This window comes from Actinosynnema sp. NPDC037264 (assembly GCF_055603705.1).
The window spans coordinates 189647-206188 of the sequence record NZ_JBVJVK010000006.1; the positions used below are offsets into that span (position 1 = coordinate 189647).

A 16542-nucleotide genomic window follows, 5' to 3' on the forward strand; every position below is an offset into this window, starting at 1 on the left:
TCCACCATAGGGTCACGCCACCGCGATGGCGAACACGTGGAACGTCCCGCCGGTCACCGAAGCGGGCAGGGTGACCGAGCGGACCTGCTTGCCGGCGTCCAACGCGATCGGCGCGGTGGCGAACACGTGCACCTCGAGCTGTTGCGGCTCCCCGCTGGAGTTGTTGCGGTAACCCGTCGTGGCCACGGTCCGGTTGTCGAACGACGGCGGCAGGTTCGCCGCGCCGCCCAGCGCCCAGTCGGAGAACCCGACCTCGGCGGTCTGCTCGCTGCCGTCGGTGTAGGTGACGGTGAGCGTGCCGGACGCCTTGCCGCCCGCCGCGCTGCCCAGCAGCCCGAGCTTCGCCGCGCCCGCCGGCGCGGTGAGCGTCACCGTCTCGCCGGAGGCGTTCACGTTGTCCGCCTCGCCGACCGGCGACGTGGGCCAGGTGTAGGCGAGGCCGTCGGAGGTGACCGTGCCGCCCGGTGTCACGCCCGCGGCGGCCAGCGCCTCGCGCGAGTAGCTCCACCCGCCGCCGTCGAAGTTGCCGATCGCCTGCTCGGCGTCCGGCGACGTGCCGACGTTGTCGAACGCCGCGCGCAGGCTGCCCGGCTCGGCCACCAGCACCGAGATCGTCGACCGCTGCCCGGTGGAGAACGCCACCGGCACGCGCAGGGTCTGCTCGGGCGTGCCGGCGGCGACCGCGACGGTGACCTCGACACCGGCCTTCTCCCCCGCCGGGACCGTCACCCGGCCGGACGCCGGGGTGAGCGTGATGCCCGCGGGCGGCTGCGCGGTCCATGACACCTCGCCGCCGTTGCCGGAGAAGTCCTGCGCGCCGATGGTCACCGCGCCGCTGCCGCCGGCGGGCAGCACCAGCCGGCCCGGGTCCACGTACGCCTGCTGCCCGACCTCGCCGTCCCGGAACGACGGCGGCGCGTCGGCGGGGCCCGTGCCCCAGGTGGTGGGCGTCTCGGACAGCCCGAACTCCACCGTGCCGCCGTGGGTCACGAACGATTCCGGCAGCCACGTGCGGGTCTGCGCGCGGCCGTTGAGCTTGAGGTCGGACACGTACGCGCCGCTGCCGGAGGCCTTGATCACGATCGGCGCGCCGTTCGGCCGGGTGATCGTGACCTCGCTGAACATGGGGCTGTTGAGCACCAGCTCGGCCCGGCCGGGTATCACCGGGTACATGCCCAGCGCCGCCCACACGTACCAGGACGACATCTGGCCGAGGTCGTCGTTGCCCGTCAGCCCATCTGGGCCGGGACCGAACAGCTCGGTCACCGCGCGCCGCGTCACGGCCTGCGTCTTCGCCGGCGCGCCGGCCCAGTTGTAGAGCCACGGCGAGTGCATGGTCGGCTCGTTGCCGAGGAACGCGTGCGGCTCGTCCGGACCGGCGTTCAGCTCGGTGAAGAACGCGTCCAGCCGGTCGCGGACCTCCGCGGCGCCGCCCATCGCGGTGAACAGGCCGCGCACGTTGTGCGGCACCATCCACGTGTACTGGGCGGCGTTGCCCTCGACCCAGTTGTCGGGGCTGCCCGGCTTGAACGGCTCCACGTACGAGCCGTCCCGGTTGCGGGCCTGGGTGTGGCCGGTGGCCGGGTTGAAGACGTTCTGCCAGTACTGGGCGCGCCGCATGAACGCCTGCCAGGTCGCGCCGTCGCCCGAGCGGCGGGCGAGGTCGGCGATGGCGAAGTCCGCCGTCGCGTACTCCAGGGTGGTCGCGGGCGCGCCCCAGACGTTGCGCACGCCGACCGGCACGTAACCCACGTCCAGGTACTCGGTGAGGCCCGGCCGTTCCTCGTAGCCCTGGGTCGGCTGGGTCGCCCCGCGCAGCATCAGCAGCAGGGCCTTGCGCGCGTCGAAGTCCCTCGCCCCGAACGCGTGGGCACTGGCGACCATCACGTGGTACGGGTCGCCGACCATGACGCCGGTGTAGCCGTTGGCCACCGTCCAGCGGTCCCAGGCGCCGCCCTGCTCGGCGAACGCCATCATCGAGCGGACCATGTCCGAGGCCTCCGCCGGCGCGAGCAGCGACAGCAGCTGCATCTGCGAGCGGTAGACGTCCCAGCCGGAGAAGTTGGTGTAGACGGCGTGACCGCGCTCGGCGGTGTGGATGCGGCCGTCGAAGCCCGGGTAGCGGCCGTCGGTGTCGGAGAAGACGTTGGGCTGCAACAGGGAGTGGTAGAGCGCCGTGTAGAACGTGGTGCGCTGGGCGTCCGTGCCGCCGGTGACCTCGACCTGGCTGAGCCGGTCGTTCCACGCCTGGCGGGCGGCGGCGCGCACGACGTCGAACGACTTGCCGTTGCTCTCCGCCCTCAGGTTCTTCTTCGCGCCCTCGATCGAGACGAACGACAGGCCGACGCGCATGGTGACGTCCGGGTCGTCGAACGTCACCCAACCGCCCGAACCCGGCCCCGACACCGTCGTGTCCTCGCTCCGGACGGCGGGTTCGCCCTGCGCCTCAACGGTTTTCGGCGCGTCGCCGAGGCCTTCGCGCACGCCCGAGCCGCCGCGTTCGGTCGAACGGCCGGGCGTGACCGCGCCGTTCTTCCACGTGCCGACGGAGGCGAACGGCTGGTCGAACCGGGCGTGGAAGTACACCCGGTAGCGGTGGTCCGCGCCGCAGAACCGGCCGCTGGTCGCCCAGCCGCTGATGGTGTCCGTGCCGATGGTGATCTCGGCGTCGTCCGTGCCCGAGATCGAGCCGGAGGTGTTGACCAGCAGCGTCGACGGCTGCCCGCCGGGGTAGGCGAACCGGCCGACGCCCGTCCGCTGGGTGACCGTCAGCTCGACCTTGGCCCCGCTGTCGAGGGTCACCCCGTAGTAGCCGGGCGACGCGGACTCGTTGCCGTGCGAGAACGTCGACACGTACCGGTCGGGGTCCGTCGCGGGCGACGTGGTCACCTCGCCGACGAACGGCGTGATCGGGATGTCCTGGTAGGTCGAGCAGCCCGCGCCGGACAGGTGGGTGAGGCTGAAGCCCTTGATCCGGTCGTCCTCGTAGGCGTAACCGCCGTGCTGACGGGTCACCGTGTCCGGGCTCCACTGCACCATGCCGAACGGCACGTCCGCGCCGGGGAAGTTGTTGCCGGCGCCGCCGCCGGTGCCGTGGTCCGGCCCACCCGGCCGGGTGCCGACGAACGGGTTCACCCACTCGGCCAGGTCGTCCGGCTGCGCCCGCGAGGCCGCCGGATGGGCCACCGCGAGTGCCGCCGAGAGGCCCATCACCGACGCGAGGGCGAGTGTCATCCGCACCTTCGAGGTTCCCATGAGCGCGCCTCCGCCAGTCCGATCGCCGGCTTCGCCGATGGTTGACAACGCTGTCCACGAACGATCCGTAATCCTATGGTTGCGGAGCGTGCGGGGGTGTCGTCAACCCCGTGGCCGGGTGTTGTCCGGTTCGAGACAGGGCCGGACGTTGACATCCGTTAATGCGGGGTGTGTGATTCGCCCACTATGACAACGTTGTCCCCGAACGGCGCGGCAGGCGCCCGCAAGGTGCGGCGTGCCACGATGAACGACGTGGCGCGGCTGGCGGGCGTCAGCATCAAGACCGTCTCGCGCGTGGTGAACGACGAGGCAGGCGTGCACCCGGCCACGGCCGAGCGGGTGCTCGCGGCGATCGACCAGCTCGGCTTCCGGCGCAACCTCAGCGCGCGCAACCTGCGCCGCGGCTCGTCGACGGGCACGGTCGGCCTGGTGCTGGAGGACGTCGGCAACCCGTTCTACTCGGGCGTCACGCGCGCGGTGGAGGAGATCGCCAGGCTGCGCGGCCGCCAGGTGATCACCGGGTCGTCCGACGAGGACCCGGCGCGGGAGCGCGAGCTGTCGCTGGAGTTCTGCTCGCGGCGGGTGGACGGCCTGCTGATCGTGCCCGCCGGGTTGCAGCACGGGTACCTGGTGCCGGAGATGCGGGCGGGCACGCCGGTGGTGTTCCTGGACCGGCCGGCCGGCGACGTGGTCGCCGACACCGTGCTGGTGGACAACATCGGCGGCACCGCCGAGGCCGTCGCGCACCTGGCGTCGTTCGGGCACCGGCGGATCGCGTTCCTCGGCGACGCGCCGGACATCTTCACCGCCAACGAACGGCTGCGCGGCTACCGCGAGGGCTGCCTGCGGGCCGGCATCGGCTACCACGAGTCGCTGGTCGTCATGGGCCCGCACGACGAGGAGTCGGTGCGCAAGGCGTTGCAGGGCCTGCAGAACGCCGCCGACCCGGCGACCGCCGTGGTGACCGGCAACAACCGGATCACCGTGCACGCGGTGCGCGCGTTGGCGGGCAGCGCCGTGCGGCCCGCCCTCGTGGGCTTCGACGACTTCGAGCTGGCCGACCTGCTCTCGCCGCCGGTGACCGTGATCGCGCACGACGCGAGCGCGCTCGGCAAGGCAGCGGCGGACCTGCTCTTCGCCCGACTGGACGGCGACGGCTCCCCACCGCGCCGCGTCGTCCTGCCGGTCCGGTTGGTGGCCCGTGGATCAGGAGAGGTACCCGCATGAGTTCCGACACCCAGCCCGTCGTGCTGGAGGCCAACCAGCCCCGGCAGTTCTACCGGGGCGGTCCGGCCATCGCGGCGTTCCGGAGCCGGGACGTGGCCGACCGCGGGCCCGAGGACTGGGTCGCGTCGACCACCACCCAGTTCGGCAAGGACGAGGCGGGGTTGTCCCGCCTGCCGGACGGGCGGTGGCTGCGCGACGCGGTGGCGGCGGACCCGGCGGCGTGGTTGGGCCCGGAGCACGCGGCGGAGTTCGGCGCGGACACCGCGCTGCTGGTCAAGCTGCTCGACGCCGGGCAGCGGCTGCCGGTGCACTGCCACCCGTCCGACGCGTTCGCGTCCACCCACCTGGGCTGCCGGCACGGCAAGACCGAGGCGTGGATCGTCATCGGCACGTCCGGGCCCGACCCGACGGTGTACATCGGGTTCCGCGACGACGTGCCCGCCGCCGTGGCCGCAGACTGGGTGTCCACTCAGGACTCCGCCGCGATGCTGGCCGCGTTGAACCCGGTCCGGGTCTCGCCCGGTGACACGGTGTTCGTGCCCGCCGGCGTGCCGCACGCGATCGGCGAGGGCGTGTTCATCGTCGAGCTCCAGCAGCCGACGGACTTCTCGGTCACGTTGGAGTGGCGGGGTTTCCTGGCCGACGCCGAGGCCGGGCACCTCGGCCTGGGCTACGACAAGGCGTTGGACTGCCTGGAGCGCCGCGCCCAGTCGCCCGACGACCTCGTGCGCCGCACGCAGGCGCTCACCGGGCCTTCGGTGGACCTGTTCGACGCGCAGGCCGACCCGTTCTTCCGCGCCGACCGGCTGCACGTGTCCGGCACGGCGGCGCTGGAGCCCTCGTTCGGCGTGTTCGTGGTGCTGGAGGGCGCCGGCACGCTGGGTCCCGTCGCGGTGCACCGGGGCAGCACGGTGGTCGTGCCGCACGCGGCGGGCGAGGTCGAGGTGACCGGCGACGTGGTCGCCGTCCGGTGCAGGCCGCCATCGGTGCCGAGGAGCTGAGAGGTGGACTTGCCGTTACTGGACGCACGGGAGTTGGTGAAGCACTACGGGAACGTGGAGGCGCTGCGCGGCGCCTCGTTCACCGCGCACGCGGGCGAGGTGGTCGCGCTCGTCGGTGACAACGGCGCGGGCAAGTCGACGCTGGTGAAGTGCCTGTCCGGGGTGGAGCGGCCGGACTCGGGGACCATCCTGTTCGACGGCGCGCCGGTCGTGCTGGACTCGCCGGTGTCCGCACGGGCGCTCGGCATCGAGACCGTGTACCAGGACCTGGCCGTCGCGCCGGACCTGGACCCGGCGGCGAACCTGTTCCTGGGCCGGGAGCTGCGCCGCGCCGGGCTGCTCGGCAGGCTCGGCGTGCTGGACAAGCGGGAGATGCGGCGGCGGGCCGTGGCCTCCTTCCAGGACCTCGGGGTGTCGCTGCCGGACGTGGACGTGCCGATCGGGGCGCTGTCGGGTGGTCAGCGCCAGAGCGTCGCGGTGGCCCGGTCGGTGGTGTGGGCGAGCCGGTTGGTGTTCATGGACGAGCCGACCGCGGCGCTGGGCGTGGTGCAGCGCGAACGCGTGCTCGACGTGGTCCGGCGGGTGCGCGACCGGGGCATGGCGGTGGCGCTGATCAGCCACAACATGCCCGAGGTGCTGGCCGTGGCGGACCGGGTCGAGGTGCTGCGGCTCGGTCGTCGGGTGGCCCGGTTCGACGCGGCGGCCACCACGGTCGAGGAGCTGGTCGGGGCGATGACCGGCGCGTTGTCCCAGGAGGACTCGTGAAGCGCGCCGCTCTGCGCCGGCTGGTCGGCGCGAACACGTTGTGGATCGCGGTGGTGCTGCTGGTGCTGGTCGCGGTGTTCGGCGCGCTGCGGCCGGACGCGGTGCTGACCGTGTTCACGTTGCAGACGACCCTGGTCGAGACGTCGGTGCTGCTGGTGCTGTCGGTCGGCATGACGTACGTGGTCGTCACCGCCGGGATCGACCTGTCCGTCGGCTCGGTGCTGGTGTTCTCCGGCGTCACGTCGGCCATGACGATGAACGCCCTGCACGACGGCGACGCGACCGACGCCGGGTGGGGCGTGGTGCTGGTCGGCCTGCTGGTGGCCCTGGCGTCCGGCGCCGCGTGGGGCCTGGTGAACGGCCTGCTCATCGCCCGCACCGGCATCCCGCCGCTGATCGTGACGCTCGGGTCGTTCGGCGCGGCGCTCGGGGCCGGGCAGCTGATCTCCGACGGCTCTAACGTGGCCGGGGTGCCGGACGTGCTCAGCGACACCCTGGGCACCGGCACGTGGTTCGGCGTGCCGAACCTGGTGCTGGTGGCCGCCGCGGTGACGGCGGTGGGCGCGCTGGTGCTGGGCACGACGGCGTTCGGGCAGCACACGTACGCCATCGGCTCGAACGAGGAGGCGGCCCGGCGCGCGGGCATCCCGGTGACGCGCCACCTGGTCCGGGTCTACCTGCTGGCGGGCGTGCTGGCCGGGCTGGCCGGGTTCATGGCGCTGGCCTACTTCCGGGTCGCGTCGATCACCGGGCACGACACCGACAACCTCAACGCCATCGCCGCGGTGGTGCTCGGCGGCACGAGCCTGTTCGGCGGCGTGGGCTCGGTGGTCGGCACGGTGCTCGGGGTGTTCATCCCGGCCGTGCTGCGCAAGGGGTTCGTGATCGTCGGCGTGAACGTGTACTGGCAGCCGATCGCGGTCGCGCTGGTCCTGGTGGCCGCCGTGTGGTTCGACCAGTCGCGCAGAAAGGCTCGCGACAAGCGCTAAAAGGAGAGGGAGAACATGTCATCACCATCGGCGGAGCCGAGAATCAGACGACAGACGGTTGCTCTCGTCTCAATGCTATGCGCAGCTTTGTTGCTCACCGCTTGCGGTGGTGGTGGGCAGATCGGCGACACCGGCGGCACGGGTGACGCGAAGAAGATGGTGCTGATCCCCGGCGTGGCCGCGGAGCCGTTCTACATCTCGATGGAGTGCGGTTTCCGGGAGGCCGCCTCGGCGGCGGGCTACGCGGTCGACGTGCAGGCGCCGGCGAAGTTCGACGCCACCCAGCAGACCCCGATCGTGACCGGCGTGCTGGCGAACAAGCCGGGCGCGGTGCTCATCGCGCCGACCGACGACAAGGCCATGGCCGGGCCGATGCGGCAACTCAAGGACGCCGGCATCAAGGTCGTGGAGGTCGACACCAAGCTGGAGGACACGTCGATCGCCTACTCCACGATCTCGTCGGACAACGAGCAGGGCGGGCGGCTGGCCGCGCGGACGTTGGCCGGGCTGGTCGGCGGCAAGCCCGGCTCGGTGCTGGTGCTCAACACCAAGGCGGGCACGTCGACCACGGACGCGCGGGCCGCCGGGTTCGAGGAGGAGATCAAGAAGTACCCGAACCTGGAGTACGTGGGTCAGCAGTACACCGACAACGAGCCGGACCAGGCGGCGTCGAAGGTGACCGCCACCCTGTCGGCCAACCCGGACCTGATCGGGGTGTTCGCGACGAACCTGAACACGGGCGAGGGCGCGGCGACCGGGTTGCGCAACGCGGGCAGGACCGGCGCGGTGAACCTGGTCGGGTTCGACGCCTCGCCCAAGCAGGTGGAGGACCTGCGGGGAGGCGCGGTGCAGGCCCTGATCGCCCAGGACCCGGCGACCATCGGCCGGACCGGCGTCGAGCAGGCCGTGGCGGCGCTGGAGGGCCGGCCGGTGCAGCGCGACATCGAGACGGACCTGGTCGCGTTGACCAAGGCGGACATGGAAGCCAACTCGCAGTACTTCTACAAGCAGCGCTGCTGACGCCTCGCCGGTGACCGGGCGCGGCACCCGGTCACCCCGCGTCACAGGTGCTCGGGGTCGCGCGAGGATGGACGGATCTTGTTCGAGGTGGGAGTGGCGCCTCGGGTGTCGTCACGGCGCGGCCAGTCGAACGCGGGGTTCTCGTGTCCTCCGCCCCACTGGCCGGTGCGGTGGTACATCCACCGCACCGGCCAGTGATCGGGGCAAGTGCGCAGGGCTCTACTTCGTGGCGCACAGGGCCTTGTCGAAGAGGGCGATGACTTCGTACTGCTTGACTTCGTCGTTCGTCCCGGCGACGGCGACCGCCCGGCCGTCGGGCGTGATGGCGGCGCGGGTCTGGAAGCCGTCGGCGTCGCCGCCGTGGCCGTACGCGGTGATCCCGCAGCTGAGCTTCATCTCGATGACGCCCAGACCGTAGCGCCAGCCCTCGAAGAGGCCGGGCGCTTCCACCGCCTGACGCATCTCCGCCAGCCGGCCGGGCGTGAGCAGTCGACCGTCCTGCAGGGCCACCAGGAACTTGTTCAGGTCACTCGGGGTGGCGATCATCTGCCCCGCGGCACCGGCGATCGACGGGTCGAACCGGGTGATGTCGATCAGCTCGCCGGCGATCGGCTCGCCCTTGTCGTCCTCGGCGAACAGGTAACCCCGGGGGTGCGGGGCACGGATGTCGCGGTCGCCCGGACCCGGGTAGTACGTCTCCTTCAGCCCGATCCGATCGATGATCTTGTTCGTGACCACCTCGGCGAAGGGGCGTCCCGCCGCTTTCTGAGCCACCAGGCCCAGCAGCATGTAGCCGACATTGCTGTACGCCCACACCCTGTCCTGCCCCGGCGCGAACGTCGGTGCTTGGGTCAGCGCCGCGTCCAGCATCTCCCGGGTCTCGAAGTAGCGGTCCTTGACCGGCAGGATCCCGTCGGCCATGAAGGGGATCCCGGTGGGCATCCCGCTGGTGTGGTTCAGCAGTTGCCTGATCGTGATCGTCCGACCGTCGATCGCCGCACCGTCGCCGGTGCCCCGCACCACGCCCGGCAGGAACTTCTCCACCGTGTCGTCCAGCGCGAGCTTGCCCTCGTCTGCCAACTGCAGGGTCGCCACAGCGGTGAACATCTTCGTGATGCTGGCGATCCGGACGTAACCGTCCGTCGGCACCTTCGACTTCGTTCGGATGTCACCCACCCCGGCGGTGTAGTTCGTCACCCGCCCGTTCCGGTCCCGCACCGACATGAGCATCCCGGGCAGGGACCCGTCGGCGACCAGCGCTTCCATGCCCGCCTGCAACGCCTTGTCGTGCCCCGGCTTCGACCTGCCGTCCAACGCGCCCGCCGACGCCACGTTCGTCACCGCGAGCCCGGCGACCGCCACCGCCGCCACCGCCGCGGCGACCACACGACGCCGGCCGCGGCCCGGGCGGTTCTCGGTCGGACGGCTGAAATCCTTCGACAAGGGACACTCCCCACTGGATGTTCTGCATTGACTCGCCCAGTGTCGTGACGGCCTCGGCGCCTCACGATCCCCTGTGCTGCACACTTCCGGTACAGCTGGCACTACCCCGTCGATGCCCGGCGGAGGTCGGGGGAACGGCTGGGCGTCAGTTCGCGCACAGTGCGGCGTCGACGAGTGCGCCCCGGTCCGCGGCGACGGACTCGTCCTTCACCGACCCGGTGAGCGAGGTGACCACGACGGTCGCCGCGCGACCGTCGTCGGTGGCCGCGTTGACGGTCGAGTAGCCCGGGATGTCACCGCCATGGCCCCATGCGACCCCTCCGCAGCTCAACGGCGTGCTGAACACGCCGAGCCCGTATCCCCGGCCTGACTCCGGATCCGTCGGGATGGTGGTGCGCAGCTGCGCCAGCTGGGCCGGTTCGAGCAGCTTCCCGTCCAGCAGCGCGCGCAGGAAGGTGTTGAGGTCGCCCGGGGTGGAGACCAGGTGGCCGGCCGCCCAGCCCCAGCTCGGGTCCATCCGCGTGAAGTCGACCAGCTCGTCGGTCGCCGGATCACGCTGGTAACCCCTGGGGTGCCGGCCGCGGATGTCCTCCTCGCCGACTTCGGGCGCGTACGTGTCGCGCAGGCCGATCCGCTGGATGACCCGGGTGGTGACCAGCTCGTCGAACGGGCGGCCGGTGACCCGCTGGGCGATCAGGCCGGCCAGGAGGTAGTTCGTGTTGCTGTAGGACCAACCACCGCCGGCGGGACGCCCGTCCTCCCTGGCGTTCGCCAGGTCGAGGAGTTGGCGAGGTTCGAGGTAGACGTGCTGGTAGGGGAGGAAGTCGGCCTTGGTCTTGAACATGGAGTCGGTGTAGTCGGGCAGGCCGCTGTCGTGCTGGAGCAGTCGGCGGACCGTGATCTGGTCGGCGTCGATGCCCTTGCCCCGCACCAGGCCGGGCAGGTACGTCTCGATCGACGCGTCGAGCTCCACCCTGCCCTCCCCGACGAGCTGCAGCACCACGACGGAGGCGAACATCTTGCTCGCGCTGCCGATCCGCACCCTGCCGTTCGTCGGCACCTTTCCACCGGTCCGCAGGTCGCCGACCCCGGCGGTGTAGTGGCGGGTCCGACCGTGCCGGTCCCGGACGGAGGCCAGCGCTGCGGGGTGCCGGTCGACACCGACGAGCTTGTCCATGCCCTGCTGGATGGCGTCGCGGGGTTCGGTGTGGGGTTCGGTGTGGGCCGCCGGGATCGGGCCGGCGAACGCGAGAGCACCCGCGGTGACCGCTACCGCCGCCGTCATGGCGGCCGCACGGCGATATCGCGAGGAGGAGGGGCGATCTTTGTGGAAGGAGAACACGAACAAGGCAGACAACTCCTGGGCTCGGAAGACGTCGGTCCTGCGACGACCGGTTGGATCCAGGCTGCTCACCTGCGCCCACGTGGACAATCCAGCCTGCTGGACAACCGAGGTGGTGGTGGCGCCCCGAGGCCGTCGTTCGGATGGACAAGCCAGGACGGCAGGTCGATTCGCGTGCTCCACAGGGTTGTGTTGATCGGTTAAGGTTCGGCCGGGGGTGGCATGGCACAGGTGTGGAAGCGCCTGCGGGCGTCGTTCGACGCTGTCGCGCGCTTGGTCGGCGGCTTCGGCACGGCGCTGCTCGCGTTGGCCGCCCTGGTCTGGCTCGGCGTGGTCGCGGTGTTGTGCTGCGTCGGTGTGGGCGTTCTCCTGCTGCCCGCTGCCCTGCGTGTGCTGCGAGCGGCCGCGAACCGGGAACGAGCCCGGCTCGACGTCCTCGTCCCCGGCCCGGTGCCGCGTGGGGTGCGCGACGCGCTGCGGGACGTGACCGTGCGCCGTGAGCTGGCCTGGCTGCCGCTGCACGCCACCATCGGCCTGGCGGCCGGGTTCCTCGGTCTCGCGATGCCGGCCACGGCGCTGCAGAACGCGACGTACCCGTTCTGGTACCACCTGCTGCCGCCCGAGGACAACACCCCCAGCCTCATCTTCTGGGCCGTCACCGACCTCGGCGGCGCGCTGGCCGTGGCGCTGACCGGCGTGTTCTGCGCAGCCTTCATCGTCGGGCTCGGGCCGGCGCTCGTCCGGGCGCAGGAGTGGCCGGGCCGGCACCTGTTGGCGCCGCCGGCAGGCGCGGACCTGTCGCTGCGGGTCGCCGAGCTGACCGCCACCCGAGCCGCCGCTCTCGACGCGCACGCCGTCGAGCTGCGCCGCATCGAGCGGTCGCTGCACGACGGCACGCAGAACCGGCTGGTCGCGGTGACCGTGCTGCTCGGCGCCGCGAGGCGGGCCGTGGACCGGGACCCGGCCGCGGCCGGTGCCGTGCTGGGCCGGGCGCAGGACGCCGCCGAACAGGCGCTCGCCGAGCTGCGCGCGGTGGTCCGCGGCATCCTGCCCCCGGTGTTGGCCGACCGCGGGCTCGCCGATGCGCTGGCCGGTCTCGCGGTGAGCTGCGGCGTGCCGTGTGACGTGGTGGTGGACGTGCCGGGCCGGTGCGCGGCCTCGGTCGAGGCCACCGCTTACTTCGTGGTGGCCGAAGCCCTTTCCAACGTGGCCAAGCACAGCGGCGCTGAGAGCGCCGTGCTGGCGGTGCGCCGCGAGGGTGATCGGCTGCTGCTGCGGATCTGCGACGACGGCCGGGGCGGTGCGGACGAGCGCGTCGGGTCGGGCCTGTCCGGCATCCGCCGGCGGGTCGAGGCGTACGACGGGCGGCTCACCCTGGACAGCCCGCCCGGCGGGCCTACGAAGCTGGAGGTGGAGCTGCCGTGCGGATCGTGATCGCGGAGGACGACCCGCTGCTGCGCGAGGGGTTGGCGCTGCTGCTGCGCGCCGAGTCGCTCGACGTGGTGGCCACCACCGACACGCCGGGATCGTTCCTGGCCGCGGTGGTCGAGCACGAGCCGGACGTGGCCATCGTCGACGTGCGGATGCCGCCCACCCACACCGACGAGGGGATCGTGGCCGCCGTCGAGGCGCGGCGCCTCCGGCCCGGCCTCGCGGTGCTCGTGCTCTCGGCGTACGTGGAGCAGGCGTTCGCCACGGAGTTGCTCGCCGCCGGTGCCGACCGGCTCGGTTACCTGCTGAAGGAGCGGGTGGGACGGGTCGAGGAGTTCCTGAGCGCGCTGCACCGGGTGGCGGGCGGTGGCACTGCGGTGGACCCCGAGGTGGTGGGGCAACTGCTGGCACGCAACCCGCACACCAGCGCGCTGGGACGGTTGAGCCCCCGGGAGCGGGACGTGCTCGCGCTCATGGCCGAGGGATTGGGCAACGCCGCAATCGCCGAGCGGCTCGTCATCACCGAAGGTGGGGTGCACAAGCACATCCGCAGCATCTTCGCGAAGCTCGACCTCGCACCTGATGACCGGGCCGACCGGCGCGTCACCGCGGTCCTGCGCTACCTCAAGGGCGTCGGACCGAAGTAATGCCACCGCAGCCGCCCGGACGACCGGTCTCCGGTCGAGTTCCACACGGGCGCGTGGAGACCGCCCGCCGGCGGACTGCGTTGAGCAGGCTCGGGTGGGTGGACCCCCGCCGAAAGTGGCCCGGAAGAAGGGCAAGTGAGCTGCTCACAGGTACTTGTTGGCCAGCTCCGAGTACTCCTTCTCCAGGTCGTCGGCCAGGTAGGCGACGTACGCCCAGGGCACGTCGTGCACGTGGTCGCGCATGCCGAGCAGGTGGCGCTTCGCCCGGGGCGCGTCGTCGGCCAGGGCGAACGCCGCCGCGAACAGGTTGTGGGCCTGCAACGCGCGCGGGTGGGGCTTGGTCGGGGTCGAGTCCCACTTGTCGGCCGCCGTGGCGATCTCGTCGCGGTGCCGGGTGAAGTAGCGCATCTTCAGCGTCGCGATCTTCAACGCCGACCGCGCCTGCACGGCGTCCTCGAACTGCTCCAGGAAGATCTCGAAGTGCGCCAGCGGCAGCATGGCCACCACCGGGTCGCCGGGCGGCGCGGCGTCGACGCTGCCCTGCGCGAACGCCATCATCTCCTCCGCCGACCCGCCCCACTTCGACGCCAGGATCTGCAACCGCGTCCAGTGCGCCGGGTACAGCGACGCGCACCGCGCCACGATCTCCCGCCACACCTCGTCCTTCTGGTCCCGGTCGACCTGCAACCCGAGGCCCGCGGTCTGCAGCTGCGCCCACGGCACGGCGTCGCGCGGCAGGAGCTTCGCGGCCTCGTGCAGCGGGCCGACGGCCTTGCGGAGGGTCCCGAAGAAGACCTTGAACCGGTCCTTGCCGACGCTGTCGGCCCGCCCCGAGCCGCGGATCGCCCACGCCTCCCGGATGAACGCCGTGCCGGCCAGCAGCCACAGGTCCGGGTCGGTGTTGTTCTTCGCCAGCTCCAGCAGCTCGTCGGCGTGGCCGATGGCGTGCTCGCCGAGCACCTCGACCCGCAGCGCCCTCACCTCGGGGTCGTCCCGGCACTCCGCGAGCACCGTGGTCGCCGCCCTCAGGTGGCCCGCGTCCATCTCCTCCGCCGCGATGTCCAGGATCGCGTCGTCGTAGGTGTGGTCCCGCACCACTTCACGGGCGATCGCGGCAGGCCGCTTCCTCCGGAAAATCCCCACTCCAGCGACCTTACTTTCCTCCGAGCCCGAGTGGCCTAAGTCTTTCGTAGAGCCGAACAGGGCCTTTCTGCGGTTGTCCCCCAGCCTACGTGCGCGATGGGGTGGAGCCCTCGACGGAGGGGGACATCCATGCGAGCGAGAACCGCCATCGCCGTGACCGCGGCGCTGATCGGGGCGGCCCTGCCGACGTACGCGCAGGCGGAGCCGGGACCGGACCAGACCATCACCTGGTCGCCGTGCGCCGAGCTCGACGGGCTGGAGTGCGGCACGTTCCGGGCGCCGTTCGACTGGCGCACGCCGGACGACGGCCGCACGATCACCATCGCGGTGAGCCGGCTCAAGGCGCGCTCCGGCCAGGCGAAGGGCGTCGTGCTGACCAACCCGGGTGGTCCGGGCGGCCCCGGACGCGGCCTGCCCCTGCTCTACGTGCAGCGCGCCAAGCTGGTGGCCGACCTCGACGTGATCGGCATCGACCCGCGCGGCACGGGCGCGAGCACGAACGTCACCTGCGGCGGGTACAGCTGGGTCGGGGTCGCCGACCCGCGCGACCGGAGCCGCGCCAACACCGACCTGCTCTACGACGCCGCGCAGCTGCAGGCCACCGCGTGCCAGACCCGGTCCGGCGAGTTCGGCAAGGTGGTCAACACCGAGCAGACCGTCCACGACCTCGACCTGCTGCGCCGCCTGCTGGGCCGGGAGAAGGTCAACTGGGTCGGCTACTCGGGCGGCAGCTGGCTGGGCGCGCACTACGCCACCTACTTCCCCGACCGGGTCGACAAGGTCGTGCTCGACTCCAACCCGGACTTCACCTCGACGTTCCAGGACATCTTCGACAACTTCGGCCACGCCGTCGAACGCCGGTTCCGGACCGACTTCCTGCCCTGGGTGGCCCGCTACGACAGCGCCTACCACCTGGGCACGACCGCCGAGCAGGTGCGCCGTACCTACGAGGCGACCCGCGCGAAGCTCGCCGCCGACCCGCTCGCGCTGCCGGACGGGACCGTGGTCGACGGCTTCGCGCTCGACCTGGTGCTGACCCGGGCGCAGTACAGCAAGCTGCTGTTCGCGGACGCGGCGCAGGCCCTGGTGACGTTCGGGCAGGCGACGCGGACCGGCACGACGGCGCTCGTGGCCCGGTACCCGGACGCGCCCAGCGCCACGCTGTACTCCGTCACGTGCAACGACACGAAGTTCCGGCACAACCGGACCACGTTGGCGCGGGAAGCCGAACGGCTGGGCGAGCGGTACCCGCTCAACGGCTTCTACCAGCGGCTCGCGCCGTGCGCGTTCTGGGACCGTCCGCCGCTGGAGCTGAAGAAGCCGACCGGCAAGGGCGTGCCGCCGGTGCTCATGGTGCAGTCGGTGCGCGACCCGGCCACGCCGGTGGAAGGCGCCCAACGCGCGCATCGCGGCTTCGAGGGCTCACGGATGCTCACCGTGACCGACGAGGGCGACCACGGCGTCTACGCCTTCGGCAACCCGTGCGTGGACGAGGTCGTGGAGGCGTTCATCGTGGACGGCAGGGTGCCGGCGGCCGACCTGACCTGCCCGGGAACGCCCCTGCCCGACCCGACCGCGCCCGCCGCCGCGAGCACGCGCCCGCTGGTCGGCTGGCCGCTGTAGGGGCTAGATCCCGCCGGCCTGCCGCCGGCGCGCGGCGTAGACACCGGCCTCGGTCCGGCGGTCGAAGCCGAGCTTGTGCAACAGCGAGGAGACGTAGTTCTTGACCGTCTTCTCGGCCAGGAACAGCCGGTTCGCGATCTGCCGGTTGGTCAGGCCCTCGGCGATCAGGTCGAGGATCCGCCGCTCCTGCGGGCTCAACGCCGCGTAGCGCGGGTCCTCGACCGGTCCGCCGCGCAGCCGTTGCAGCACGGTCGCGGTCACGCCCGAGTGCAGCAGCGAGCCGCCACCGGCCAGCGTGCGGATCGCGGACACCAGGTCGTTGCCGGAGACCTGCTTGAGCATGTACCCGGCCGCGCCCGCCATGATCGCGCCGAACAGCGCCTCGTCGTCGGAGTACGAGGTCAGCATCAGGCACGCGGGCGGCGGCTGGACCGTCGAGCGGATCTCCCGGCACACGGTCACGCCGTCGCCGTCGGGCAGCCGCACGTCGATCACGGCCACGTCGGGGCGGTGGAACGCGGCGGCGGACACGGCCGCGGCGGCGCTCTCCGCCTCACCGACCACCTCGATGTCCGACTCGACCGCGAGCAGCTGCTGCAGTCCGCGCCGGACGATCTCGTGGTCGTCCACCAGAAGCACCGAGATGGACATGGACC

General features: G+C 72.0%; 13 protein-coding genes. 8 read left to right on the plus strand and 5 right to left on the minus strand.

What is annotated here, in order from left to right; genetic code table 11:
• Positions 1 to 12: 12 nt before the first annotated feature.
• Entirely contained in the window at positions 13 to 3234 is a 3222-nt protein-coding gene (locus ACZ7GX_RS10340) for a GH92 family glycosyl hydrolase (protein WP_498774991.1), read from the minus strand.
• Positions 3235 to 3498: 264 nt separating this feature from the next.
• Here ACZ7GX_RS10340 and ACZ7GX_RS10345 point away from each other — a divergent pair, with 264 nt between their 5' ends.
• The 5 genes from ACZ7GX_RS10345 to ACZ7GX_RS10365 all read left to right on the plus strand — a co-directional run bounded on the left by ACZ7GX_RS10345 (position 3499) and on the right by ACZ7GX_RS10365 (position 8257).
• Positions 3499 to 4482, plus strand: coding sequence for a LacI family DNA-binding transcriptional regulator (locus tag ACZ7GX_RS10345; RefSeq protein WP_498775219.1), 984 nt, complete (start codon positions 3499 to 3501; stop codon positions 4480 to 4482).
• Positions 4479 to 5483, plus strand: a complete 1005-nt coding sequence (locus ACZ7GX_RS10350) for a class I mannose-6-phosphate isomerase (RefSeq protein WP_498774993.1) — start codon at positions 4479 to 4481, stop codon at positions 5481 to 5483. The genes ACZ7GX_RS10345 and ACZ7GX_RS10350 overlap by 4 nt, the downstream gene beginning before the upstream one ends.
• 3 nt (positions 5484 to 5486) lie before the next feature.
• Positions 5487 to 6248 (plus strand): ATP-binding cassette domain-containing protein, encoded by a 762-nt coding sequence (locus ACZ7GX_RS10355; protein WP_498774995.1) that lies wholly within the window; start codon positions 5487 to 5489, stop codon positions 6246 to 6248.
• Positions 6245 to 7237: an ABC transporter permease gene (locus ACZ7GX_RS10360; RefSeq protein ID WP_498774997.1), complete on the plus strand. Its 993-nt coding sequence runs from the start codon at positions 6245 to 6247 to the stop codon at positions 7235 to 7237. Before ACZ7GX_RS10355 ends, ACZ7GX_RS10360 begins: the two co-directional genes overlap by 4 nt.
• A gap of 72 nt (positions 7238 to 7309) precedes the next feature.
• On the plus strand, positions 7310 to 8257 hold the full coding sequence (locus tag ACZ7GX_RS10365; RefSeq protein WP_498774999.1) for an ABC transporter substrate-binding protein: 948 nt from the start codon (positions 7310 to 7312) through the stop codon (positions 8255 to 8257).
• A gap of 219 nt (positions 8258 to 8476) precedes the next feature.
• Here the strand turns inward: ACZ7GX_RS10365 and ACZ7GX_RS10370 are convergent, their stop codons facing one another.
• The gene (locus ACZ7GX_RS10370; RefSeq protein WP_498775001.1) at positions 8477 to 9700 is read right to left on the minus strand and encodes a serine hydrolase domain-containing protein; all 1224 of its coding nucleotides are present in this window, start codon (positions 9698 to 9700) and stop codon (positions 8477 to 8479) included.
• A gap of 145 nt (positions 9701 to 9845) precedes the next feature.
• Positions 9846 to 10985, minus strand: a complete 1140-nt coding sequence (locus tag ACZ7GX_RS10375) for a serine hydrolase domain-containing protein (protein WP_498775003.1) — start codon at positions 10983 to 10985, stop codon at positions 9846 to 9848.
• 279 nt (positions 10986 to 11264) lie between these two features.
• On the opposite strand from ACZ7GX_RS10375, the gene ACZ7GX_RS10380 reads away from it, so the two are divergent.
• On the plus strand, positions 11265 to 12476 hold the full coding sequence (locus ACZ7GX_RS10380; RefSeq protein WP_498775005.1) for a sensor histidine kinase: 1212 nt from the start codon (positions 11265 to 11267) through the stop codon (positions 12474 to 12476).
• Positions 12464 to 13120 (plus strand): response regulator, encoded by a 657-nt coding sequence (locus ACZ7GX_RS10385; RefSeq protein ID WP_498775007.1) that lies wholly within the window; start codon positions 12464 to 12466, stop codon positions 13118 to 13120. Before ACZ7GX_RS10380 ends, ACZ7GX_RS10385 begins: the two co-directional genes overlap by 13 nt.
• A 144-nt stretch (positions 13121 to 13264) precedes the next feature.
• On the opposite strand, the gene ACZ7GX_RS10390 is transcribed toward ACZ7GX_RS10385, so the two are convergent.
• Positions 13265 to 14263, minus strand: a complete 999-nt coding sequence (locus ACZ7GX_RS10390) for a hypothetical protein (RefSeq protein ID WP_498775009.1) — start codon at positions 14261 to 14263, stop codon at positions 13265 to 13267.
• Positions 14264 to 14392: 129 nt separating this feature from the next.
• On the opposite strand from ACZ7GX_RS10390, the gene ACZ7GX_RS10395 reads away from it, so the two are divergent.
• On the plus strand, positions 14393 to 15886 hold the full coding sequence (locus tag ACZ7GX_RS10395; RefSeq protein ID WP_498775011.1) for an alpha/beta hydrolase: 1494 nt from the start codon (positions 14393 to 14395) through the stop codon (positions 15884 to 15886).
• A 3-nt stretch (positions 15887 to 15889) separates the two neighbouring features.
• On the opposite strand, the gene ACZ7GX_RS10400 is transcribed toward ACZ7GX_RS10395, so the two are convergent.
• Positions 15890 to 16537 (minus strand): response regulator, encoded by a 648-nt coding sequence (locus ACZ7GX_RS10400; protein WP_498775013.1) that lies wholly within the window; start codon positions 16535 to 16537, stop codon positions 15890 to 15892.
• Positions 16538 to 16542 lie beyond the last annotated feature (5 nt).